Below are 23,236 nucleotides of genomic sequence, written 5' to 3'. Positions count from 1 at the left end.
CGCTTAGGCGTTGTGCCGGTCGGCGCGTATCTCGGCGCCGCGGTTCCGCGGCCCCACGACTCGCACGTCGCCGTCGACGCCGGCGGCCGCGAGCGCGTCCTCCCCGGCCTCGCGCGCTTCCCCGACGTGTCCGCCGTCGGTGACGCCGTAGACGGTCGGCCCCCACGACGACTGCCCGGCGCCGTACACCGCCGGCGCGTCGTTCAACTCGGCGACCACGTCGCCGACCGGCGGGCGATAGACGCCACCCTGCTCGTCCGCGAACCACGCGCCGTTGAGCCGGCCGATGTCCTCGACGGCGGTGCCGAAGCGCTCGGCCGATCCCTCCGCGATCGCGGGGAGCAGGCGGCGCTGGATCGCGCCGGCGACGCGGTCGGCGACGGCGGGGTCGGCGTCCTCGACCGCGCGTCGGATGGCGGAGTCCTCGGCGTCGCCCGCGCGGCCGGGGTCGGCGTCGGGGACGACGAGGAGGAAGCGCCAGTCGTCGGGCACGCGGTGGCGTGCGGCCACCGCTGGAACGCGCCAGTCGCCGTCGGCGGGGCGGTCGGTGGTGAACCGACCGGTCGGATGGCCGGCGTCGAGGACGAAGCCGCCGTCCTCGAACGTCGCGACACCGACGCCCGAGCGGCCACCCCGCCCCAGCGCGGGCGCGCGCTCTCGCACCGCCGGGTCGCGCCCGTGCGCGCCGGCGACGCCCGCGAGCGTGGCGAGCGCGAGCTGGGTCCCGCTCCCCAGGCCCATGTGGCGCGGGAGCTCCGACTCGACGGCGACGCGGGCGCCGTCGACGCCGAGCAGGTCGCACGCGCGCTCGGCGTAGCCGCGGACGGCGGCGTGATCACTCTCGGCGGCGACAGCGGGCGCGACGCGCAGCCGGACGCGGGGCGCGTCGAGGGCGACGCCGACGGCGCCGTAGAGCCGCTCGTGCGCCAGCGAGAGGTTGGCGAAGCCGAAATGCAGGCGCGCGCCGGACTCGACCGTGACGGAGTGGCCGCGATCCGAGCGCTCGGGAGTGGCGTCGTCCGACATCGGGTCTCTGATCGCGATCCGGGTGACGAGGACGTGTCGGTTTCGACAGCGGATAATACGGACGCTGTCGGCGGCAGTGGTTGCCCGCACTCGACGCAGGCCGGATCCCCTTACAGTCGCTCGGCGATCGACTCGCCGGCGTCGGTCCCGTTCCACAGCGCCGCGGCGACGCGGCCGCGGCCGGCGACCCAGTCGCCGGCGAGGAACAGCCCCGCGTCCTCGGCGGCGGCGACCGCGTCGGCGTCGGTGGCGCCGTCGCCGTCGAGTTCCTCGTTCGGGAGCGCGTAGCGCCAGCCCTGATCGTCGACCCAGTCCGGCTCCGTGAGCCGGTCGTCGCCGACGAGATCGGCCGCGAGCGTCGCTGCCGCGTCGGTCGCCTCCTCGAGCGGGTCGTCGTAGTGGGCGGTCGACCACTCCGGGCTCATCTGCACGATCAGCAGCCCCTCGCCGTCGGGGACGTGCCCGCGCTTGCACTCCTCGCGCGAGAGCCAGCCGATCTCGTGGGCCTTGTCCACGTCGACGAGCCCGTACCACGGCACGTCGAGTTCGAAGGGGTAGTGCAACACGAGCGTCCGCACCGTGCGGAACTCGGTCGCCTCGACGGCCGTGTGCAGGTCCGCGAGCGTGCCGCTGTCGTCCGACCACTCCGTCGCCGAGAGCAGGTCGGCGGTCTGGGGCGCCGGCGGGGTGAGCAACAGCGCGTCGAACGGACCGTGGTCATCGCCGTCGGTGTCCGTGACCGTCCACGCGCCGTCGCCGTCGGCGGTCCCGTCTCGGACGATCGATTCGGCTCGCGTCGTCGTTCGCACCTCGGCGTCGGTCTCGGCGAGCAGCCGCTTGGCGAACTGGGTGACCCCCGCCTCCCAGGTGTACTTGTGCTCGTCGTCGCCGTCGCCGGGGGTGATCTCGCCGTCGGCACCGAACGTCCACACCGGTTCCTCGATGTCGACGAGGCCGTCCTCCCCGAGGTCGCGGATCAGGTCGCCGGTCCGCTGGTCGGGGAGTTTCACGTAGTTGGCGCCGTGGTCGTACCGGCAGCCGTCGCGCCGCCGCGTCGCCGCCCGTCCGCCGACGCCGCGGGACTTCTCCAGGATCGTCACGTCGTGATCGGTCGACCGGAGCGCGTACGCCGCGCCGGCGCCCGCGAGGCCGGCGCCGACGATGCCGATGGGTGCCATCACCGTGTACAGGGACGCCGGGTCCGTATCGCTTGCGGGCGATCGAACGAGCGAGTGGCGCCGACGAGGCGGCGACAAGCGAGTGGCAGCGCCGACGAACGAGCAGCGACGACGAACGACCGCCGTGGGTGGCGTTCCCGTGGGACCCACTCGACAGCCGGGTGAAACGCTTATCCCCAATGACGCGCCAGTAACCGGCATGTACGACGCGATCGTCTTCGACAACGACGGGGTGCTCGTGGGGCGCACCCACTACGACGTGCTCCACGAGGCCGCCTGGGACGCCTTCGACGCGCTCTCGGTGGCCGATCCCGACCCGGAGCACGTCGAGTCGATGGTCGTCGGCGTCTCGCCCGGACAGGTCGAGGAGGTGTGCGACACCTACGACCTCACGCCGCGGGAGTTCTGGGCGATGCGCGACCGGACGGCGTTCGAGGCCCAGCGCCGCGAGGTCCGCGCGGGCAACAAGCGCCTGTACGACGACATCGACGTGTTACGTGATCTCTCTACGCCGAAGGGCATCGTCTCCTCGAACCAACACGAGACGGTGGAGTTCCTGCTCGATCACTTCGGGGTCGCCGACCTCTTCGACACCGCCTACGGTCGCGAGCCGACCGTCGAGAGCCTCCGGCACAAGAAGCCCAACAGTCACTACATCGACCGCGCGCTCGCGGACCTGGACGCCGAGACGGCGCTGTTCGTCGGCGACAACGAGTCCGACATCGAGGCGGCCGACAACGCCGGGATCGACTCGGCGTTCATCCGCCGCCCGCACCGTGAGGACTGGACGCTCTCGGTCACGCCGACGTACGACATCGACGGGCTCGCGGACCTCCAGGCGATCAGTAACTGACCGTCGACGCTTTCCCGCCGCCCCCCGATCTCCGCGTATGGACACGGCTATCGATCTCCCGCCCGTCGGCCTCGGCACGATGGGTCTCGACGGCGACGAGGGCGCCCGCGCGGTCGAAACGGCGCTGCGGCTGGGCTACCGACACCTCGATACCGCGCAGGTGTACGAGAACGAGGCGACCGTCGGCGCGGGGCTCGCCGCGGCCGCCGAGGCCGCCGAGGCGGGCGTCGTCGCCCGCGAGGACGTGACCGTCGCGACGAAAACGTGGATCGACCGCCTCGCGCCCGACGACGTGCGCCCCTCGACGGGGGCCAGCCTGAACCGGCTCGGCCTCGACGCGGTGGACCTGTTGTACGTCCACCGGCCGAAGGGCGGCTACGATCCGGCGGGCACGCTGGCGGCGTTCGACGAACTGGTCGACGACGGCCTCGTCGGCCACGTCGGCGTCTCGAACTTCGAACGCGACGAACTCGACGGGACGATCGATCTGCTCGACGCCCCGCTCGCGGCCCACCAGACCGAGTACCACCCCCTGTTTCAGCGTCCCGCGCTCCGCGAGCACGCGGTCGGGCACGGCTACCCGCTGGTCGCGTACTCGCCGCTCGCCGGCGGCCGCGTCCGGGAGATCGAGGCGGTGCGTGCGGTCGCCGAGAAACACGACGCGACGCCGGAGGCGGTGAGCATCGCGTGGCTCACCGACAAGGAGGGCGTCGTCACGATCCCGAAGGCGTCGAGCGAGCGTCACCTGCGCGCGAACCTCGCGGCGGCTGATCTCGACCTCGATGCCGAGGACCACGAGCGGATCGACGGGGTCGAGCGCGAGGAAGAACTGTTTCCGGAGTGAATCGACCGTGGGTTCATGCGTCTCGACGTCCTTCCCCCGGTATGAGTGACTCAGCCGACGCGACCCCTGAGCCCGAGGAAGTCCCCGACAGCGACGAGGAGTGGCGCGAGCGACTGAGCGAGGAGGAGTACGAGATCCTCCGCGAGCGCGGCACGGAGGCGCGCTTCTCCGGCGAGCACGTCGATCGGAAGGACGACGGCGTCTACAAGTGCGCGGGCTGTGGCACCGTCATCTTCGAGTCCGAGACGAAGTACGACTCCGGCTGCGGCTGGCCCAGCTTCTACGCCGCCGACGAGTCGACGGTGACGCTGGAGGACGACGATCGCCACGGGATGTCCCGCGTCGAGGTGAAGTGCGCCACCTGCGACGGCCACCTCGGCCACGTCTTCCAGGACGGACCGGAGCCGACTGGCGAGCGGTTCTGTATCAACTCCGTGGCGCTGGACTTCGAGCCCGAGGAGTAAGCGGAAGTCACCGCGGACCTTTTCTCGCGAGCGAGCGAGGCGGTCGATATGACCGACGAGTTCGCCGACCAGCCCGCCCTCCTGCTCGCACACACCGTCGGCCCCGACCGTAGCGCCGACCTCCGCGACCGCCTCGTCGACGCCGGGCTCCCGGCCGACCGCGTCGTCGCCGCGGCGACGCCCGCCGAGACCGACGAGCACGTCACCGACGCCGACGGGCTCGTCGTCGGTCGACTCCCCGAGAACCTGCTCGACCGTGCCGACTCCCTGCGGTGGGTGCAGGCGCTGTCCTCGGGCACCGACTACCTCCCGGTGGACGATCTCGCCGACCGGGGGGTCGCGCTTACCAACTCGGCGGGCGTCCACGCCGAACCGATCGGCGAGCAGGTGCTCGGCTACCTGCTGAGCTTCGAGCGCGACCTCCACGCGCTCGCTCGCCAGCAGGCGGAATCGCGCTGGGAGCGCCGCGAGGGCGGCGAGTTGCGCGGCAAGACCGTGGGGATCGTCGGCGTCGGCGCCATCGGCACCCGCGTGGCCGAACTCGCGACCGCGTTCGGGATGGACGTGTGGGGCGTGAAGCGCGACCTCGACTCGATGCCGGCGGTCGTCGACGAATCCCGGGGACCCGAGGACCTCCACGAGGTGTGCCTCGCCGCCGACTACCTCGTGCTCGCGTGCCCGCTCACCGACGAGACCGAGGGGCTGATCGGCGGCGACGAGTTGCGCCTCCTCGGCGGCGACGGCGTGCTCGTCAACGTCGCCCGCGGCGAGGTGTGCGATCAGGACGCGCTCGTCGGGGCGCTGCGGTCGCACCTGATCCGCGGCGCCGCCCTCGACGTGTTCGAGGAGGAGCCGCTGCCGACGGATTCGCGGCTGTGGGACCTCTCGAACGTCATCGTGACGCCACACATGGCCGGGAGCACCCCGCACAAGACCGAGCGGTGGAGTGAGATAATCGCAGAGAACTACCGCCGTCTCGCCGAGGGCGACCCGGACGGGATGCGAAACCGGGTGGTGTGAGGCGCCGGGGTGGCGAATTGGATCGCGAGGGCCCTCTCCGCGGGCGCCCGCTCAGTGCGTCATGACGAGCAGCCGCTCGTCGGTGCGCGCGAGACAGAGGGGGCCGTTGGGCGCCGACGCGAAGGTTACCGTCTCGTCGTCGCTGACGAACAGTTGCTCGAACGGGTCGCCGCAGGCGGGACAGCCGAGCCCCTCTCTGTTGTCGAGCGTCATCGACCCGGCGTCCTGCTTGCGGAGCTTCAGCTTGCTCCGGTAGTCGTGGACGTCGAAGCCCTCGGAGATGTCGAGACGCGCCATACGGGGAGGCGGTCGCTCCGTGTCAAGTACGTTGTGTCCCGGTTGTCAGCGGTGAGAAGTCGGGTCCGTCGATCGCACTCGTCGGTGCTCGGTGGCGGCGCGTCGATTCAGGTGAGGCGGGCGAACGCGAGGTTGCCGGAGGTGTTGTGGACGTACGCCTGGACGGTCTGGCCCTCCTGAGCGCCCGAGACGAACACGGTGAACTTCCCCTTCTCGGCGACGCCGTCGCCCTTGCGGCCGGTGCCGGTGATCTCCAGTTCGTACGTCTTGCCCTCCTCGATCTCGGGGCCCTGCGAGTGGGACGTGGCCGCCGAGGAGCGCTTCTGGACCGGGCGGAACGCGCCGCAGGCCTGGCATCGGAGCATCCGGACGCCGTCCTCGGTCTTGAGGACGGTGTCGGGGAGGCCGCACTCCGAGCACGTGACGAACTCGGCGACGTACTCGTCGATGGCGTCGGTGAAGTCCTTGATCGAGAACGACCCGTTGTACCGGGCGACGCCCTCCTCGAACTGTCCGTTCGTCCCCAGTTGGCGCTGGATGGCGCTGTGGAGGTGCTCGGGGTCCCGCGAGAGCGCGTCGGCGATGTCCGAGAGGTTCGTGAGCCGGGTGAAGGCGCCGTCGGTCTGGCCCTCCGGGTCGGGCACGTCCAGTCGGTCACCGGCCTCGGCCGGGGTCTCTGGTAACTCGTCGTAGGCTCGGTCGAGTGCGTCGGCGTAGTTCATACACAGAAGAGAGCAGTTTCACGTATAGGGCTTCCGAGAGAGTCGGTGCCGTGGTCGCGGCCGTCCGGCGAATCGCCGTCCCCGTCGGCGGAGCCGCTGTCGTTCCAGTCGAACCGGTCCCGTTCGGATCCCATGTGAACGGACGACACAGGCGCCCTGCGGTAGAAACGGGTTTCAGTCGCCACGGCCCAGCGTGGGTAATGAGCTACAAGATCGGTCTCGTCGGGAAGCCGTCCGTCGGGAAATCGAGCTTCTTCAACGCGGCGACGATGAACGACGTGCCCGAGGGCGCATATCCCTTCACGACGATCGACCCCAGCGTCGGCGAGGCGTACGTCGGCGTCGACTGCCCGGCCCCCGAGTTCGAGGAAACGTGCGAGCCGAACCACGGCTTCTGCCGCGACGACACCCGGTTCGTCCCCGTCAAGCTGGTCGACGTAGCCGGGCTCATTCCCGGCGCACACGAGGGGAAGGGCCTCGGAAACCAGTTCCTCTCGGACCTCAACGAGGCGGACGTGCTCGTCCACGTCGTCGACTTCTCCGGCGAGACGGACATCGAGGGCGAGCCCACCGAGGGCCACGACCCCCGCGAGGACATCGACTTCCTCGAGGCGGAACTCGACCAGTGGTACCTCGACGTCCTCGGGAAGGGGATCGAGAAGTACGAGTCGATGTATCAGGGGCCGAACCCCGGCGACGAGATCGGCGTCGAGGAGGTGCTCGCCGAGCAGATGAGCGCGTTCCGCACGAACAAAGACGAGATCAAGCAGGTCGTCCTCTCGCTGGATCTGGAGCTGGATCCGGGGACGTGGGACGACGGCGACCGATTCGACCTCGCTCGCGAGATCCGCAAGCGCACGAAGCCGATGGTGATCGCGGCGAACAAAATGGACACGCCCGCCGCCCGCGAGAACTACGACGAGATCACGACCGATCCCGAGTACGAGCACCTCACCGTCGTTCCCGCCAGCGCCCACGCCGAAGGGTCGCTGAAGAAGGCCGACGAGGCCGGCGTCGTCGACTACACACAGGGGGATGCGGACTTCGAGATCGTCGGCGACGTGAGCGACGAGCAGGCACAGGGGCTGGAGGCCATCCGCGAGTTCGTCGCCGAGTACGGCGGCACGGGCGTCCAGTCGGTGATCGAGGCGGCGCTGTTCGGCGAACTCGACGCGAAGGCCGTCTTCCCCGGGAGCGCGAGCGGCACCTGGAGCAAGGGGCCGTTCCGGGACTGCTTCGTCCTCCCCGGCTACGCCACCGCCGAGGACTTCGCGTACACGCTGCACTCGGACATCGGCGACGGCTTCCTCCACGGGATCGACTGCCGGAGCGGCCGACAGGTGGGTGCGGACACCGTCCTCGACCACCGCGACGTGGTCGAGGTCATCACGACCGGGTAGGCTCGCCCACGATCGCACGTACGGACGGCTTACGGATCCCACGCGTCGATCGGCTGAGCGTCCGCCCGGAGACGGCGCTCACGCCGACGACGGGAGCGTTCGAGCCGAGCGATCAAGCCGTCGGCGTCGTCTCCCGGACGTAATCTGCCCGTGTTATCTCCCCGCCGATGCATAACAAAGCGAGAGGACCCAGTCAGGAACGACTGCATGACTCGACGAACGGTGTCACGACGACAGCTTACAGCAGCGCTCGGTGCGGCAGTCGGCGTCGGTCTCGCCGGCTGCGGCGCGGGAACGAACAACACCACGAACGCGACCGACGAAACCGTCGGCACGGTCGAGGAAGGGACCGACGAGGAGACGCCGACGGAGGAGACCGAAGCGGAGGAGACCGAAACCGAAGGGGAGATGGCCGAGCCGGAGGAGGTTGACGATCCGGCTAGCGCAGTCGAGGAGGGAATGGCCGTGGTTCGGATCGCGCACCTCTCGCCGGACGCGCCGAACGTCGACGTGTCCGTCGCAGGGTCGGAGATCCTCACCGACGTCGCGTACGGTTCGGTGAGCAACTACTACGCGCTCGAACCGGGGACCTACCCGGTAACGGTCTCCGTCGCCGGCGAGGAGGAGGCCGTGTTGGAGCAGGAGGTGGAGTTCGACAACGGCGCGTTCACCGTCGCCGCCTTCGGCGAGGTGGCCGAACAGAACCAGGAGTTCGCCGTGACGTCGCTGGACGACCGCGTCGAACCGCCCGCCGACGACACCGCCGCGGTGCGCGTGGTGCACGCCTCGCCGGACGCGCCGCCGGTCAGCGTCGGCGTCGCCGACGGGGACACGCTCGTCGAGAGCGTCGCGTTCGGCGAGGCCAGCGACTACGCGGAGGTGCCCGAGGGATCGTACTCCCTCGAGATCGCCGCCGCCGAGGAGGCCGAGGCGGGGACCGAGAACGGTACCGCGACGGGGACCGAGAACGGTACCGCAGCGGGGACCGAAAACGGCACCGAGACGGTGGCTGCGGGCACAGAGACGGAGTCCGCGGCCACGGGAACGGAGTCCGCGGCGACAGGTACGGAATCCGCGGCGACGGGCATGGCGGGCGATTCCGGACCGATCGCGACCGTCGACGTCGAACTCGTCGGCGGGACGGTGTCGTCGGCGTTCGCGACCGGGTATATCACCCCGGACGGGGAGGCGGCCGAAGCCCCGTTCGAGGTGCTGCTCACGGTCGACTCCGGCGCCGCCGCGGCGGAGACCGGGACGCCCACCGGGACGGAGAACGGAACGGAGACCGGAACCGGCACCGGAACGGAGACCGGAACCGGCACCGGAACGGAGGCCGGAGCCGGTACCGGAACGGAGGCCGGAGCCGGTACCGGAACGGAGGCCGGCACCGAAACGAGCACGGAAGGATCCGCCTGATCCCGGGAGCACCGGTCCGGCGGGGTCGACGCCGGCGCCAAAAACGGCTCATTTCTTCGCGAACGGCGAGCGTACCGACACGAAGGACGAACGTACCCACAGCCGTCGGCGGTTCCGTCGACCGCGATCGGGATGTTCCACCGACGAGAGTACGACGACGCTACGCGCCGACCGCGAGTCCCGTCGAGTCGGTCACATCGTGCGGGTCGGTCCATAACAAACCACCGTGCAGACGTGTCATTCAAACGCGATGCGCGATCCACCAACAAAGACACTTGCGGTAGCGTTCGTGATAATCCTCGCCGGGAGCGTGGTCGTCAGCGGGGCGACCCTCGGCGGGCTGGCCGGGGCGACACCGGCAGCCATGCAACAAGCGACCGACGGGCCGTCGACGCAGGAGACCTCGTATCTCCGCGTCGTCCACGCTTCGGCCGATGCACCCGCCGTTGACGTCGCACTCGACAACGAGACTGTCGTGAGCGGCGTCGAGCTCGGCGAGGCGTCCGACTACCTTGAGATCGCCGCCGGGGAACACAGACTGACGATCACCGCCGCCGAGTCCGGCGACGTCGTGTACGACGCGAACGTCAGCGTCGAGCCGCGGTCGGTGACGACGATCGCCGCCAGCGGCGAGGTGAGCGAGAACGCGAGCCAGTCGTTCGCGCCGCTGTTCATCCGCGACGACGCGCTCCAACCCGCCGAGGGTGAAGCGGCCGTCGCCGTCGCGCACTTCTCGCCGGACGCGCCGACCGTTGACGTCACCGTCGAAGGTACCGACACGGTCATCGCGGACAACGTCTCCTACGCCGGCGTGTCCGACTACATGACGGTTCCCGCGGGCGACTACACGCTCGAGGTCCGCGAGGCGACCGAGGACAACGACGGGAGCGTCGTCACCACGGTCGACGTGTCGCTTGAGGACGGCTCGGCGTACACCGCGTACGCGGTCGGGTACCTCAACTCTGAGAGCGCCAGTGGCATGGAGAACGCCAGTGGTACGGAGAACGCTAGCGATGCGGAGAACGCCAGCGCGGAGAACGCCAGCGATACGGAGAACGCCAGCGATACGGAGAACGCCAGCGATACGGAGAACGCCAGCGATACGGAGAACGCCAGCGATACGGAGAACGCCAGCGCGGAAGACACCAGCGCGGAAGACGCCAGCGGACCGGGCTTCCAGGTCTCGCTCGTGAACGACGCGACCACGTCGGTGACGCTCCCGAGCGACGCCGGCGAGGACAACGAGACGGAGATGCCGGCGAACGAAACCGAGATGCCGGCGAACGAGACGGAAATGCCCGCGAACGAAACCGAGACGCCGATGAGCACCGAACTGCCGGACGACACCGAGACGGAAAACGAAACCGAGACGGGGTCGTCGGCGAACGAGACCGTGACTGAGGCACCGGCGACCGCGACCGAAGCGCCGGAGTAAGTCACGAACCGTTCGCGACGCTCAGCACCTCATTTCGGGACGAACGAGCGTGACCGCGGCGCGGATCGAACGCCGCGGATCGGTCGCTCTCGGACGCCCCGTTTTTCCGATATTTTGCCGGAACGGGAGCGTCGCTATCGATCAGTTGGGTCGGTGAAGAAACGGAATCACAGTGATGTCGCCGTCAGGCGACGGTGTGAGCCGGAATTATGCGCGGACGACGTTCGTCGCGCGCGGGCCCTCGGGGGCCTGTTCGATGTCGAATTCGATCTCGGTCCCTTCCGTCAGATCCTCGCCGCCGACATCCTCCATGTGGAAGAACACGTCGTCGTCGGAGTCCTCAGTCACGATGAAACCGTAGCCGCCAGTGTCGTTGAAGAAATCGACCTCACCGTAGGAGTACGGTGCCCGATCCGTCACAACGAGGCGACGATCCGCCGGATTCGGATGTGTCAGACCCGTGTGAGCTACTGACGCCCGGTCCGTGTACCCACAGCACACAGATTCGGTGTCAGATCTCTCGACCGACCCGCACCGTGGGCGGAAGCTGCACCCACGGGGGGTCACTCGTCCGAGTCGTACTCCTGATAGATGACGTGGCCGCAGGCCTTACAGTGAGATGCGTCGGGGTCGTGGCCCGTGAGCCCGCAGTTCGGGCAGGTCACGTCGACACGGTCGCCGCGGGTCCACGCGCGGACGATCTTGCTCGCTTGCCACGGGACGAGGACGATGGCCGCGAGAACGCCCCCGACGGTTATCCACCGCCCGAGCTCCGTCTGCGGAATGATGTCGCCGAAGCCCACGGTCGCGAGCGCGATAACCATGTAATAGAACGCGTCGCCGAAGTTCTCGACGCCGGGATTCACAGCCGACTCGGCACTGTAGAACAGGCCCGCGCCGACGAAGAAGATCACGAGCACCGTAAGCAGGAGCTTCGTCGCCCGGAGCGTACCGGTCTCGACGGTGCCGAAGAAGAACTCCTCGTCGCGAGTGAACCGATAGAAACGTAACACGCGGACGACGCGGAGCGCCCGGAGAAAGCCGATGTTGACGCCGAGAACGGGACCGACGGCAAGGATCGCCAAGAGCGTCGGCACCACCGACAACAGGTCGACGATCGTGTACGGATCAGTCGCCTCGCCGACGCGGTCGCGAGCGCCGTACAGTCGGAGCACGTATTCGACGGCGAACACGGCAGCGATAGCGACCTCGACGCGCCACAGCACGTCCCGAGCCGACTGGGCGAGATCGTAGCTCTGAGCGACGAACACGCCGACGAACGCGAGGTTCAGCACCAATAGCGTGATGTCGATCGCCTGTCCGACTCTCGTCCGGTGATCGAGCAGATAAAACCGCACCCGCTCGCGGGACGTTCGCGGTGCACCACCGGACGCGTGGCCGTCCATACTGCCGGATGCGACGCCGAGGGGTAAAGAACCTCACACGCCGGCGTCGTCGACCGATTCGACACCGCCGCCGCGGCGCCAGCCGCGTCTGCACGGACGGATTGACGGGAGGTCCCGGTAATCGCGACGCGGTGGGAGCGAACTACTATGGTGGCGCTCACGGATCGCCAACCATGGCATCAGAGACCGATCCACTCGGGGACGGAGCGTACGACACCGTCGACGTCGCCCGCGACGGCTACGTCGGTCGGATCACCCTCGATCGGCCGGAGGCGATGAACACGTTCAGCACCGAGTTGGCGATCGACCTCGACGACGCGCTGCACGAGCTCGACGAGCGCGACGACGTGCGAGCGGTCGTCATCGACGGCGCGGGCGACGCGTTCTCCGCGGGCATCGACGTCTCCGAGCACGGCGACTACGACACGAAAGCCGAGTACGAGGAGTGGGTCGCACGGATGGAAGACCCGTTTCATACCCTCGCGGAGATGCACACACCCGTCGTCGCCGCGGCACACGGCCACGCGGCAGCGAACGGGCTCGGGCTGGTGGCGGCGTGTGACCTCGCCGTGGCCGCCGAGGGGACGATGTTCGGGGCGACCGCGCCGAAGGTCGGGCTGTTCTGCATGGGACCGTCTGTCCCGTTGATGAAGACGCTCACGCGCAAGCGATGTCTGGAGATGGTGCTCACTGGTGAACTGATCGACGCGGAGACCGCCCTGGAGTGGGGAGTCATCAACCGAGTCACCGCCGAGGGCGACCACGTCGACGGCGCCGTCGAACTCGCGGAAACCATGGCCTCGAAGAGTCCCGCGGCCGTGCAGATGGGGAAGCAGGCGTACTACGAGATGGAGGACATGCCCTACCACGAGGCGCTGGACTACTCCAACGAGCAGTTCGCCGGCCTGTGTACGACTGCCGACGCCAGCGAGGGGATCGAGGCGTTCCTCTCGGGCGAACCGCTCTCGGCCGACGAGTGGCCGGGGGAGTGACTCCGGAGCCGTCGGAAGTGCTGCGTACGTTCAGCGCCACCGGAGAGCCCGCTCGTTGAATCACAGTTTCATGGACTGCGACGTGATCCGTGTCGTTCCGTTCGTTGGCAAGACGCCGGTGTACTACCGGTCGGACTCCAGTCCGACATCCGCCTCGAGGGTGAACACCGTCGATTCGAGCGAGTGTTTCGAGACGGTAAGCATGCGAAGCATGTACGAACTGAGAAGGACGTACGGGGAAAGCGTGATGACGAACGCGAGGTTGACATAGAGGAGTCGCGGTCGGACTCCCGGGAGCGTCGTTTGCGGGAAGAGGCCGGCGTCCATCGCCAGCAGAACGTACGACGTGAAGACGATGACCGGGAGCGAGAGAACGAGGAGGGCACTCGAGAGGTTCCGGAGTTCCCGCTTGAAATACAGCGTCGTGAAGTACTCTCGACCGGACGCGAGGATCGTGAGTACCCGGAGGAGTGTCGCGAGCGAATCGTGATCCGATTCGGTGAGCGCGTCCCCGTGAGTGGCTTTCAGGCGGCGGGCCACGTTGATGTGGCGGGCGTAGGGGTAATCGAGCGTACTCAAGAGGAGGATCGACACTCGAGGGTCGCGTTGCTGGATTCGCCGCTCGATCTGGGACAGTCGTGAGTCGATATCGTCGACGAAGGCAAGCAGGTCCGCCCGCGCTCGCTCGTCGGTCGTCGAGCCATCGGTGGTCCGGAGCGATCCCGTTTCGGACTGGATCGCATCGATAACGTACTGGAGAAACGGCTGTAGCCCGGCCGGACTGATGCCGTCCTCCACGAGTTCCTCCAGTTCGATCTGGAACTCGATGGAATCCTCGATGCTGGCCAGTTTGACCTGGAGGGGAGCGAACTCCTGGGCGAGGGCCGCAGTATTGATCGAGAGGACGACCGAGACGAAGAGGATGATCCCCCCCAGCAGCGTGTTGAACAGGGTCTGGACCGCTCGCGTTTCGGTAACGAGTCGTTCCATCTCAAACTCCCAGACGGTTCCGCCGACCAGAAGCGTCGACAGAATGACAATCCCCATGACAAGTGTGAGCACTCGTCGATCCCCGGACAGGAACACCCACCGAACCACCCAGGAGATCGGGTTCCGAGGGCCGGTCCCGGAAGAGTCGGAATCAGCTCCTGTCTCGGCTGTCTCTGTGACTTGATCGAAAATAATACTGTCAACCTGATTGGTCGATTACGTCGGCGTGTGCTAATCACTATTCGGCTGCTAGAGACGGTAGGATTCGGATACCGTGAGAACGACGGCCGCGATTCGCCGCCGGTTGCTCGTCTCTTCACGAAACGATCCGGATAGACCGCAGGCCTCGGCACTTACGACTCACAAACTATCCATAGTGAATGTGCGCAGCAACGCTATCTGCTGAGTCCGCGACAGTCCCGTTCGCTGCTCGTCCGAGTAATCGCGTGCTATCATCGGACAGCTCGCGAAACGGTGTGATTAGTTAACTGGTACCTCCCAAGAGACGATGCCATGTCCGATAACTCCGACCGCGCTGCGTGGCAGGTGACGACCGACCGCGAACGGATCCGAGAGTGGGCCGAGGGGCACGAGACGGAGCCCGTACTCGCCGAAGGGACGGGCGGGACCGACCTGCGGCTGCTCTCGAACCCTGACGACGACCGCGGCGAACGGCTGTCCTGGGATCGGTTCTTCGATCGCTTCGAGGCCGAATCGTTGGCGCTCCGGTACCGAGAGACGGCGACCAGGGGAGAGGGCCAGCCGGCCTACGAGTTCGTGGACAGAGACGAGATCACCGGAGAAGGGGACGGCAGAGAGGGGTCCCCCGACTCCCCCGAGGCACACACGCGAGAGGACGAGGGCGAACGTCAGTCGACTCCCCCAGGGACGGAGGGGACCGGCGTCACACGGGTCGACAGCGAGACAGCCGCCCGTAGCGACGAGGCGGCGACGCGGAGCGAAACACCGACCTCGGACGGGGAAGCGGACGACGCGGCTGAACGGGACACCGCGATGTCCGAGTCGTCGCACGGCGTCGAGACAGGTGCGCTCGTCCTCGACAAGATTCACGAGGGGCGCGGCCTCGCGGACGACGTCGAGGACGAGTACGTGACGTTTCGGAACACGGGCGACGAGACGCTGAACCTCTCGGGCTGGGTCGTCGAAAACGAGGACGGCAAGCGGTTCGTCTTCCCGAACGGGTTCACCCTCGACGCCGGCCAGAACGTCACGGTGCACAGCGGCCGCGGGTCCGACGCCGATACCGAGGTCTACTGGGGCGCCACGAGCGCGGTCTGGGACGACGACGGTGACACGATCACCGTCAGGACTGCGGACGGGCGAGAAGTGCTCCGGGAGCCGCACCTGAAGTGACTTGAGCGTCTCGGGATCGTACACGTTCCCTCGCGGGTATCGGATGGGACACTGGCCTCGGCACTCACGACCCGCACTCTATTCAGAGTGAATGCGTTTAGCGCGTCTATAGACGGCGTTTAATCCGTAACTCATGTCCGTATGTACTCCACTACCCCTCTTCGTCAGGAGAGCCTGAATATAGCGAGCCTCGAGTTGAGGGGCGAGACCGGACGTAGCGGATCGGTCGCAGCGGGGTCGGCTCGTCGGCCGCGTCCGGTTCCGCCCCGACCCGCACGCCCTACGCGATGTCCCAGCGGTCGGCGGTGACGCCGTCGACTCCAGCGGCTCGGAGCGCCGCGACCTCGTCGCTCGTGCGGGCGGCCTTCCACGCGACGACCTCCATCCCCTCGGCGTGGGCGGCGTCGACGACGTCGGTCCGGAGACAGAGGTCGTAGTGGGGGTGCAGGGTATCACATCCGAGGCCGACTGCCCTGTTCAGGTTCCCCTCCGCATCGTCTTCGAAGAGGTAACCGGTCCGCACGTCCCAGTCCAGTTCGTTGACCTCCTCGATTGCCGCCGGACGGAACGACGAGACCGAGACGTCGGGATTGGCTCCGGTGACGACCTCGCGGAGGTCGGCCGCCAACCCGCAGTCCTTGAGTTCGATCTGGGCGCGGACGCCGTCGGGGAAGACCGACAGCACCGACGAGAGCAGCGGCACCGTCTCTCCGGAGTCGAGGACTTCGAGCGACGAGAGCTCCGCCCAGGTGAGGTCATCGATGCGACCGCTCCCCTCGGTCAGGCGGTCGACGGTCTCGTCGTGGAAGACGACGAGTTCGCCGGACGCACATCGCCGGACGTCGACCTCGATAGCGTCGACGTACTCCGCGGAGCGCTTTACTGCGGTGACGGTATTCTCAGGATACTGATCGGCACACCCGCGATGCCCGATAATCTCCATTATCACTGTCCAAGCGAAGCGTCTGATTAACTCCTTCGTCTCGGCGGTAGGACGGTCCGCGCGAGAAGTTACCCGCCGTTCAGGTCTGGAGGTCGACCCCGTCGGCGGGGTCTAACGGGAGCTTATCCCGCGCCGCGACCTTGTCGCTAGGGGAGTTGATCTCGACGTGTCGGCCGGCCGAGATCCGCATCATCTCCGTCTCGACGACGGTGTAGATGCCGGGGTACCACTCGCGTCGGTTGGCGGCGAGGTATGCCCGCGCAGCCGTCAGGTGCGAGCGGTCGACGATTCCCATGCCAGCATGACGATGACCGCGGATCATCCCGTAGTCGGTGACGATGCCGCGGTCGTCACAGCGGATCGCCGTCGATCCCTCCTGCTTGCCGGGGATGGCGGCGACGACGCTGCGACCGGGTGACGCGGCGTGCCTGTCGACGAGGTGTTCAACGATCGACTCCGCGACGATCACGTCGCCGTTCAACACGAGTACGTCGTCGTCGACGGCCGCGGTCCCCCGCCGGAGCGACTCGGCGTTCTCGTAGTCGGCCCAGTCCTCCAGGACGACCGTTCGCGCCGACGCGATCTCCCCGATCACGTTCTCTGCGGCGTAGCCGAGGACGACCGTCACCTCGTCGACGTGATCTGCAAGGACGTCCCGCTGGTGCTCGTACAGCGTCTCGTCGCCGAGTTGCATGAACGCCTTCGGGACGTCGTCCGTGTGGCGTCCCATCCGGGATCCCTCGCCAGCGGCCAGGATCACTGCGTGCATCCGACCACCTCCCGGGCGGCGCGCTCGCCGGCGTGGCCGTCCATCGGAATCCCGAGCGCGGCGAGTTGCTCGTCGACGCGGCGTTCGATGGTCGGTGGGTAGCCGTCCTCGTAGAGCCGGTCGATCACGTCGAGGGTGAGCTCGTCGGTGACGTAGCCCAGTTCGGGCACGTCGCTGCCGCTCGCCACCGCGGTCAACTGGACGAGCGGCCGCCCCGTGTGGAGCCACTCGGTGACGATACCCGAGTAGTCGGAGACCAGCAGGTCGGCCGCGAGCATGCTCTCGCGGGGCGTGTCCGCCTCGTCGAAGACGACGTTGCGGAGGTCCGCGATGCGCTCCCGACACCGCTCGGTGACCGACGCGCCGGGTTCTTCGATTCGGTCCATCGGGTGCGGCCTGAACAGGAGTCGGTAGTCGGTGTCGGCGAACGTATCGAGGACAGCCTCGGCCGTCTCGAGGTAGCACCCGCCGCCGTAGTTGTGGTTCGTCGGCGCGTAGAGCACGCACCGTTCGCCGGGTGGGTCGGTCTCGACGAGGTCGTCGGCCTCGGGGATCCCGACGACGGCGATGTCGACGCTCTCGGGAAACGCCTCGCGGTAGCGGGCGGCCCACCGCTCGCCCGGGGCAAGCGCGAGGTCGACGACATCGCCGAGATCACGCGTCGTGTTGTCGATCTCGCCCCGGCCGACGGACGCCCCGTGTCTGAGGTGGACGACCGGATACTCGTCGTGAAACGCGGGACGCTCGCCCAGCGCCGCCGCCTCGAACCGGTGGTTCTGGACGACGACATCCGGGTCGGCCTCGAAGACGGCCGCGTCGAGGTCGGCGACGCTCTCGATGGACGCCTCCAGTTCCGGAATCGACGACTGGTAGTTCGCGGCCTCCGGCCGCAGGGGTAGCGCCGCGGCCGTGACCGTGACGTGTCGGTCGACCGCCTCGAACGTCTTCCACATGAAACGCCTGTCGAACGTGTATAGAATTGTTACCATTTGTGTGAGGGTGACGAGGTCGCACTCCGGATGCTTGTTGTGGGTTCGACCGTCCGTGGCTCTCGAAGCGATAAGCCACGATAGATATGAGCCCAAGATTTTTAATCTTTACGCGTGAAAGGAGATATTACTTTTCAGTAAGTGGATTATAACTGGAGAAATAGAAGTATAATGCCGCCTAAGCTTCCATTTCTGGATTCTGGCCTATTCAGTCGCAAGCATTGGATCGCTCGGCCGCAGCCGAGAACCGGGCCGGCGGAACGCGAACCACGCCGGTGGCCTGCGAGGGCTGCGTTCCGGACCCGCTGGAGCGCGCCGTCGGCGACACGACGCCGCCGGTCTCTGGCTGGGCGGCTGGCCTCGGCACTCAGAGCGTACTCTATTCGATCGCAAGTTACGGCTGTCCACTCTCACCAGGTAGTAGGCGGAATCAATCTACGTATGCCGATTTCCCCTCGGAGATGTGTGGATAGAAAGCTGGCCTCGGCACTCATAGGGCTCCCCATCGCGCCGGTGCCACCCGGGCTCGGAGCGGTCGCCTCGTCATCGGCCATCCACACCTACCCCGCCGCGACGCAAGTGCGTTTCTCCTGCCGGACGACAGGCCGGACCCTTGGCGACGCCGCGCCCGTCGAACAGTTATCCCCCTCCGACCCGTGGCACCGATAATGGGTACGACCCGCAGCTTCGATGCCCTCCGACTGAGCAGGCCGGAGATCGCCGTGTTCGTCTCCGGGGTCGCGAGCATGGGCTTGGAGATCCTCGCCGGGCGGATGATCGCCCCGCAGTTCGGCAGCAGCATCTACACCTGGGGCACCATCATCGGCGTGTTCCTCGCGGCGCTCAGCTACGGCTACCACCGCGGCGGCAAGCAGGCCGCCGAGCGCGCGACGAACGGCCGGATGGCCCGAGTGTTCCTGCTGACGGCCGCCTACGTCGCGGGACTGATCCTCGTCGGCGACGTGCTCTTGCGTGCCACGTCGGGGTTCCCGCTCCCGAGCCGGGTCGCGTCGCTGCCGGCGGTGACGCTGTTGTTCGGACCGCCGACGTACCTCCTCGGCTACGTTAGCCCGTATGCCGCCGAACTGTCCACGAAGGAGGGGCTCGGTGAGGCGTCGGGCCACGTGTACATGCTCGGCACCGTCGGCAGCATCGTCGGGGCGTTCGCGACAACCTACCTCCTGATCCCGTCGCTCGGGATCGACCAGATCGCGTTGACGTTCGGGGTCATCTCGATCGCGACCGCGGTCGCGATCAGTCGGCCGATCGACCGCGAGCGCGCGACCGTCACCGGCTTCGTCGCGCTGCTGCTCGTCGCGTCGGCCGCGACCGGCGCCGCCGGCTACACCGTCGAAGGCGAGGTCGTCCACGAGACGCAGACGCCGTACCAGAGCCTCCGGGTCGTCGATCTCGGCGATACCCGGACCCTCTATCTCGGCGGCCAGCGCCACAGCGCGATGGACCTGGACGAGCCGAACCGGCACGTGTTCGAGTACACACGCTACTTCCACCTCCCGTACCTCTACGCGGACGACCCCGACGAGATCGATCGGGTGCTGTTCATCGGCGGCGGCGGGTTCACCGGCCCGAAGCGGTTCGTCCACGAGTACGACGACGTGACCGTCGACGTCGCCGAGATCGACCCGGCGGTGATCGCGACGGCGAAGGAGTACTTCCGCGTCGAGGAGTCCGAGCGGCTGAACATCCACAACGAGGGCGGCCGACAGTTCCTCCGGGAGACGAACCACACGTACGACCTGATCGTCCTCGACGCCTACCAGAAGGACAAGGTGCCGTTCGAGCTGACCACGCGGGAGTTCATGTCGCTTGCGAGCGACCGGCTCGACGAGGACGGGATCGTCTTCGCGAACGTCATCTCGGCCGCCAACGGCCCGGCCTCGCAGTTCTATCGCGCGGAGTACCGAACCATGTCGCGGGTGTTCCCGCAGGTATACAGCTTCCCGACCGCCGGGGGCGGCGTGGTCCAGAACATCGAACTGATCGCCACGAAGAACGACACCCGGATCTCGGAGGCGCAGTTGCTCGCGCGCAACGAGCGACGCGACATCGGAATCGACCTCGACGCGGAGATCCGGACGTACGCCGCGGCGCCCCGGACGGACGACGTTCCGGTCCTGCGTGACGACCGGGCCCCCGTCGACAGCCTGCTGGATCCGATGGTCGGACAGCGCTACGTCGTTCAGGAATCGGCCGAAAACGAGTCGAGTGCCAACGGGTCGGGCACGAACGAGCCGACGGACGACCGCGAGCAGGAACGCGAACGGCGGACCGACCCGCCGATCCTCCGGGACGTGAGCGTCCGTCCCCAACCGGAGGCGGAAGCTGTGGCGACGCCCCGCGGCCCCGGCGAGCGCGCGGTCGACCCCGGTCGGGCGACCGCACCGTCGTCGATGCCGTAGTCGGAGCCGAAGCCGACAGCAGGTACCGTAGTCGACGCCGAATCCCAGGCCGGCGCGTCAACCGGGAGACGGGCGATCAGTCGGTTATTCTCACATTACTCGTGGATCGACGGCATATACTAATCGTGGACACGGCCCAACGTGGCGAACGAATGGACACTGCGAACCAAGAACGCGACCGCGTGTTGATCCCGACGGGGCACGACGGGGTGACGTGCACGTGTGTCAGGTCGCTCGCGCAGAAGGGGATCGGCGCGGTCGTCGCCTCAGAGAAGTCGAACGTTCCGGCGGCCGCGTCGCGATACTGCGACGAGTCGGTCACGCTGCCGCCGCCACGGCAGGGATTGTCGAGCTATCGGGACGCGCTCGTGGCGCTGGCGGAACGCGATGACGTGCGGACGATCGTCCCGGTTCGTCCGGAGGACGCCTACCTGTTGTCGCGATACGAGGAATCGTTCGCCGAGCACGTCTCGCTCGTCGTCCCGTCGATGCCCCAACTGGAGCGAGTGTTCGACCGCCTCCAACTCGCGGCGGCCGCGGAGGCCGCCGGGGTGCCGGTGCCGGAGACCCGGCGCCTCTCCGATGTCGACGACTGGACCCCGGAACTGCTGATCAAGTCCCGCTACAACGTTCTCACGGACGCGTACCTCGACGACATGGGGCCGGACGACGTGAACGTCGTGAAGGGGATCCACCACGTCGGCCGCGGCGAGACGCCCGACGTGGAGGCCATCCGCGAGGAGATGTGCCACGACCCCATCGTCCAGGAGTTCGTCCGCACCGACGGCGAGTTCATGTTCACCGGGCTGTACGACCACGGCGAGCCGCTCGCGACCTTCCAACACCGACAGATCCGGGGCAACTCCTACACCGGCGGCGGCGGCGTCTATCGACGGTCGATCGCCGATCCGGAACTGGAGCGTGTCGGCCGGGCACTGCTGGACGAACTCGACTGGCACGGACTCGCGTGCATCGAGTACATGCGCGACGCCACGACCGGCGAGTACGTCCTGACCGAGATCAACCCGCGGATGTGGCAGTCGCTCCCCTCGACGGTCCACGCGGGCGCCGACTTCCCCTGGTACTACTGGCTGGCCGCGACCGGACGGACGGACGAGATCGACGACCGGTATCGGGTGGGCGTCGGGACGCACATGCTCTACGGCGAACTCGGCTACCTCCGGAGCGTCATCACCGAGGAATCGCCCCACGTCGAGCGTCCCTCGATCCCCGGCACGATCTGGGATATCGGTTCCTCGATCGTCCGCGAACCTCGGTTCGATTACCTCACACTCGACGATCCCGGCCCGTTCTTCGCCGGCCTCTGCAGGACGCTCCCTGACGGTGTCGGCGACCGGCTACCGTGGCCCCGAGACGCCGACAACCCCGCGCCGCGGCACGCTTGAACGATCTCGGGCGAACACGACGCTCGGACGGTGTCACTGAGCGAACGTGACGTGGCAACCGTTGTCGGGAGCCGTCGCCTTCAAGAGCGTCCGGGGTATGCGACCGATACACATGAGTCTCACCGGCTCCGACCGCGTCTTCTGTCACGACTGTGGCAGGGGATTCGACTCCGCAGCGGAACTCGAACGACACGTACGCGAGGAACAGATCGACGGGTAGCGGGTACCCGTCCTACTCCGCCTCGACCCGCTCGCGCGCCGCCGCGACGAGCAGCGGCAGGAAGACCGTCGCGTCCCCGTAGACGGACGCGTTTCGCGCGTCCTTCTCCAGTTTGCCCCACGAGCGTGCCTCCTCCAGCGTCGCCCCGGAGAGCCCGCCGGTCGCCTCCGGGTCCATCGTGATCTGTACGGCGTAGTCGTATGCGCGCGGCGTCACGAGCATCGTCTGGAGCGTGAAGTTCTTCGGGACCCCGCCGCCGATCAGCAGGCAGCCCGCGGTGTCGGCCTCGAACGCCAGGTCCGTCAGCGGCGTCATGTCCGCCAGCGCGTCGAGCGTCAGGTCGGAGGTCTGGCTGTACATCCACGCCTGCAGCCCGAGCACCGAATCCTGGACTGCGGGACAGTAGATCGGTATGTCGTGTTCGTACGCGGCGGCGGCGACCCCGGGGCCCTCGGCGATGTCCTCACGCTCGTTCACCGCGGCGTTCGCGCGGCCCAACTCGGCGGTCAACTCGGCGATCGAGACGGCGCCCTCGCGCTCGGCCAGCGGCGGGAAGACTTCCTCGCGGAGGTGTCCCTCGAACTCCGCGAAGTGCTCCTGCGGGAGGTAGACGTTGTAGATGCGGTCGACTTCCTCGTCACGGAGCTGCTCGTCGTGCTCGCGGAGACTTTTGCCCTCCTGGCGTTCCGCGCCGTGGTGGTGCTTTCCACCGATGGCCTCGATCGCGTCGTGAGTGAGGTTCGCCCCCGTCGTCACGAGCGCGTCGACGTAGCCGTCGCGGATGAGATCGGCGACGATGCGACGCATCCCGGTGGGGACCATCGCGCCCGCGAGCGAGACGAAGACGGTACAGTCGTCGTCGGCCCACATCACCGAGAGCACGTCAGCGGCCCCGTGAACCGACTCGGCGCCGATGCCGGCGTGGCCGTACTGTTCGACCAACTCGCCGACGGTCATGCCGCCGCGGACCCGCGCGTGTCCCAGCGGGTCGTGGTCGAACGTCTCGCGCTCGGGCGGTTTCCACTCTCCGCCGTCGTCGCCGGTGTCCTCGTCGCTCATTGTCGGGCGTGCG

Annotated in this window: 22 protein-coding genes; 11 read left to right on the top strand and 11 right to left on the bottom strand. The window is 67.8% G+C overall.

What is annotated here, in order from left to right:
- Nucleotides 1–3 precede the first annotated feature (3 nt).
- Complete coding sequence (locus tag ABJD39_RS09820; RefSeq protein ID WP_348607783.1) at nucleotides 4–1,026, bottom strand: beta-ribofuranosylaminobenzene 5'-phosphate synthase family protein; 1,023 nt, start codon at nucleotides 1,024–1,026, stop codon at nucleotides 4–6.
- A 110-nt stretch (nucleotides 1,027–1,136) separates the two neighbouring features.
- Nucleotides 1,137–2,207: an NAD(P)/FAD-dependent oxidoreductase gene (locus tag ABJD39_RS09815; RefSeq protein ID WP_348607780.1), complete on the bottom strand. Its 1,071-nt coding sequence runs from the start codon at nucleotides 2,205–2,207 to the stop codon at nucleotides 1,137–1,139.
- 196 nt (nucleotides 2,208–2,403) lie between these two features.
- On the opposite strand from ABJD39_RS09815, the gene ABJD39_RS09810 reads away from it, so the two are divergent.
- The 4 genes from ABJD39_RS09810 to ABJD39_RS09795 are packed head-to-tail and all read left to right on the top strand — an operon-like array spanning nucleotide 2,404 to nucleotide 5,385.
- The gene (locus ABJD39_RS09810; RefSeq protein WP_348607777.1) at nucleotides 2,404–3,057 is read left to right on the top strand and encodes an HAD family hydrolase; all 654 of its coding nucleotides are present in this window, start codon (nucleotides 2,404–2,406) and stop codon (nucleotides 3,055–3,057) included.
- 37 nt (nucleotides 3,058–3,094) lie between these two features.
- A complete protein-coding gene (locus ABJD39_RS09805; protein ID WP_348607774.1) occupies nucleotides 3,095–3,901 on the top strand; it encodes an aldo/keto reductase in 807 nt (268 codons plus the stop codon).
- A 41-nt stretch (nucleotides 3,902–3,942) separates the two neighbouring features.
- A complete protein-coding gene (msrB, locus tag ABJD39_RS09800; RefSeq protein ID WP_348607771.1) occupies nucleotides 3,943–4,365 on the top strand; it encodes a peptide-methionine (R)-S-oxide reductase MsrB in 423 nt (140 codons plus the stop codon).
- 48 nt (nucleotides 4,366–4,413) lie between these two features.
- Nucleotides 4,414–5,385 (top strand): D-2-hydroxyacid dehydrogenase, encoded by a 972-nt coding sequence (locus ABJD39_RS09795; protein ID WP_348607768.1) that lies wholly within the window; start codon nucleotides 4,414–4,416, stop codon nucleotides 5,383–5,385.
- Between the two features lie 51 nt (nucleotides 5,386–5,436).
- Here the strand turns inward: ABJD39_RS09795 and ABJD39_RS09790 are convergent, their stop codons facing one another.
- Both ABJD39_RS09790 and ABJD39_RS09785 read right to left on the bottom strand, forming a co-directional pair.
- The gene (locus ABJD39_RS09790) at nucleotides 5,437–5,682 is read right to left on the bottom strand and encodes a DUF7385 family protein (protein WP_348607765.1); all 246 of its coding nucleotides are present in this window, start codon (nucleotides 5,680–5,682) and stop codon (nucleotides 5,437–5,439) included.
- Nucleotides 5,683–5,789: 107 nt separating this feature from the next.
- A complete protein-coding gene (locus tag ABJD39_RS09785) occupies nucleotides 5,790–6,404 on the bottom strand; it encodes a translation initiation factor IF-2 subunit beta (RefSeq protein WP_348607762.1) in 615 nt (204 codons plus the stop codon).
- Nucleotides 6,405–6,604: 200 nt separating this feature from the next.
- Between ABJD39_RS09785 and ABJD39_RS09780 the strand changes: the two genes are divergently transcribed.
- The 3 genes from ABJD39_RS09780 (at nucleotide 6,605) to ABJD39_RS09770 (ending at nucleotide 10,655) form a co-directional block, all read left to right on the top strand.
- Nucleotides 6,605–7,804, top strand: a complete 1,200-nt coding sequence (locus ABJD39_RS09780; protein ID WP_348607759.1) for a redox-regulated ATPase YchF — start codon at nucleotides 6,605–6,607, stop codon at nucleotides 7,802–7,804.
- A 222-nt stretch (nucleotides 7,805–8,026) separates the two neighbouring features.
- Complete coding sequence (locus ABJD39_RS09775) at nucleotides 8,027–9,220, top strand: DUF4397 domain-containing protein (protein WP_348607756.1); 1,194 nt, start codon at nucleotides 8,027–8,029, stop codon at nucleotides 9,218–9,220.
- Between the two features lie 289 nt (nucleotides 9,221–9,509).
- A complete protein-coding gene (locus tag ABJD39_RS09770) occupies nucleotides 9,510–10,655 on the top strand; it encodes a DUF4397 domain-containing protein (RefSeq protein ID WP_348607753.1) in 1,146 nt (381 codons plus the stop codon).
- A 207-nt stretch (nucleotides 10,656–10,862) separates the two neighbouring features.
- Here the strand turns inward: ABJD39_RS09770 and ABJD39_RS09765 are convergent, their stop codons facing one another.
- Together ABJD39_RS09765 and ABJD39_RS09760 are read right to left on the bottom strand one after the other, a co-directional pair.
- Nucleotides 10,863–11,075 (bottom strand): cold-shock protein, encoded by a 213-nt coding sequence (locus tag ABJD39_RS09765; protein ID WP_348607750.1) that lies wholly within the window; start codon nucleotides 11,073–11,075, stop codon nucleotides 10,863–10,865.
- A gap of 143 nt (nucleotides 11,076–11,218) precedes the next feature.
- Nucleotides 11,219–12,061, bottom strand: coding sequence for an ion transporter (locus ABJD39_RS09760; RefSeq protein ID WP_348607747.1), 843 nt, complete (start codon nucleotides 12,059–12,061; stop codon nucleotides 11,219–11,221).
- Nucleotides 12,062–12,234: 173 nt separating this feature from the next.
- Here ABJD39_RS09760 and ABJD39_RS09755 point away from each other — a divergent pair, with 173 nt between their 5' ends.
- Nucleotides 12,235–13,053 (top strand): enoyl-CoA hydratase/isomerase family protein, encoded by an 819-nt coding sequence (locus ABJD39_RS09755; RefSeq protein ID WP_348607744.1) that lies wholly within the window; start codon nucleotides 12,235–12,237, stop codon nucleotides 13,051–13,053.
- Between the two features lie 123 nt (nucleotides 13,054–13,176).
- Here the strand turns inward: ABJD39_RS09755 and ABJD39_RS09750 are convergent, their stop codons facing one another.
- Nucleotides 13,177–14,100, bottom strand: coding sequence for a hypothetical protein (locus tag ABJD39_RS09750; protein WP_348607742.1), 924 nt, complete (start codon nucleotides 14,098–14,100; stop codon nucleotides 13,177–13,179).
- Between the two features lie 456 nt (nucleotides 14,101–14,556).
- Here ABJD39_RS09750 and ABJD39_RS09745 point away from each other — a divergent pair, with 456 nt between their 5' ends.
- Entirely contained in the window at nucleotides 14,557–15,417 is an 861-nt protein-coding gene (locus tag ABJD39_RS09745; RefSeq protein WP_348607739.1) for a lamin tail domain-containing protein, read from the top strand.
- Between the two features lie 280 nt (nucleotides 15,418–15,697).
- On the opposite strand, the gene ABJD39_RS09740 is transcribed toward ABJD39_RS09745, so the two are convergent.
- From ABJD39_RS09740 to ABJD39_RS09730, 3 genes are all read right to left on the bottom strand, one after another.
- Nucleotides 15,698–16,360, bottom strand: a complete 663-nt coding sequence (locus ABJD39_RS09740; RefSeq protein ID WP_348607736.1) for a glycerophosphodiester phosphodiesterase — start codon at nucleotides 16,358–16,360, stop codon at nucleotides 15,698–15,700.
- Between the two features lie 79 nt (nucleotides 16,361–16,439).
- Complete coding sequence (locus ABJD39_RS09735; RefSeq protein WP_348607733.1) at nucleotides 16,440–17,129, bottom strand: NTP transferase domain-containing protein; 690 nt, start codon at nucleotides 17,127–17,129, stop codon at nucleotides 16,440–16,442.
- The gene (locus ABJD39_RS09730) at nucleotides 17,117–18,082 is read right to left on the bottom strand and encodes a CDP-glycerol glycerophosphotransferase family protein (protein WP_348607730.1); all 966 of its coding nucleotides are present in this window, start codon (nucleotides 18,080–18,082) and stop codon (nucleotides 17,117–17,119) included. The genes ABJD39_RS09735 and ABJD39_RS09730 overlap by 13 nt, the downstream gene beginning before the upstream one ends.
- 704 nt (nucleotides 18,083–18,786) lie before the next feature.
- On the opposite strand from ABJD39_RS09730, the gene ABJD39_RS09725 reads away from it, so the two are divergent.
- Complete coding sequence (locus ABJD39_RS09725) at nucleotides 18,787–20,538, top strand: spermidine synthase (protein ID WP_348607727.1); 1,752 nt, start codon at nucleotides 18,787–18,789, stop codon at nucleotides 20,536–20,538.
- Between the two features lie 152 nt (nucleotides 20,539–20,690).
- Entirely contained in the window at nucleotides 20,691–21,944 is a 1,254-nt protein-coding gene (locus tag ABJD39_RS09720) for a carboxylate--amine ligase (RefSeq protein WP_348607724.1), read from the top strand.
- A gap of 232 nt (nucleotides 21,945–22,176) precedes the next feature.
- Here the strand turns inward: ABJD39_RS09720 and ABJD39_RS09715 are convergent, their stop codons facing one another.
- Nucleotides 22,177–23,223, bottom strand: a complete 1,047-nt coding sequence (locus ABJD39_RS09715) for a deoxyhypusine synthase (RefSeq protein ID WP_348607721.1) — start codon at nucleotides 23,221–23,223, stop codon at nucleotides 22,177–22,179.
- Between the last annotated feature and the right edge of the window lie 13 nt (nucleotides 23,224–23,236).

The organism is Halobaculum rarum (assembly GCF_040025155.1).
Lineage (GTDB): Archaea > Halobacteriota > Halobacteria > Halobacteriales > Haloferacaceae > Halobaculum > Halobaculum rarum.
The sequence above is the reverse complement of the archived record's forward strand: the minus strand, read 5'-3'. Positions and strand labels throughout refer to the sequence as shown.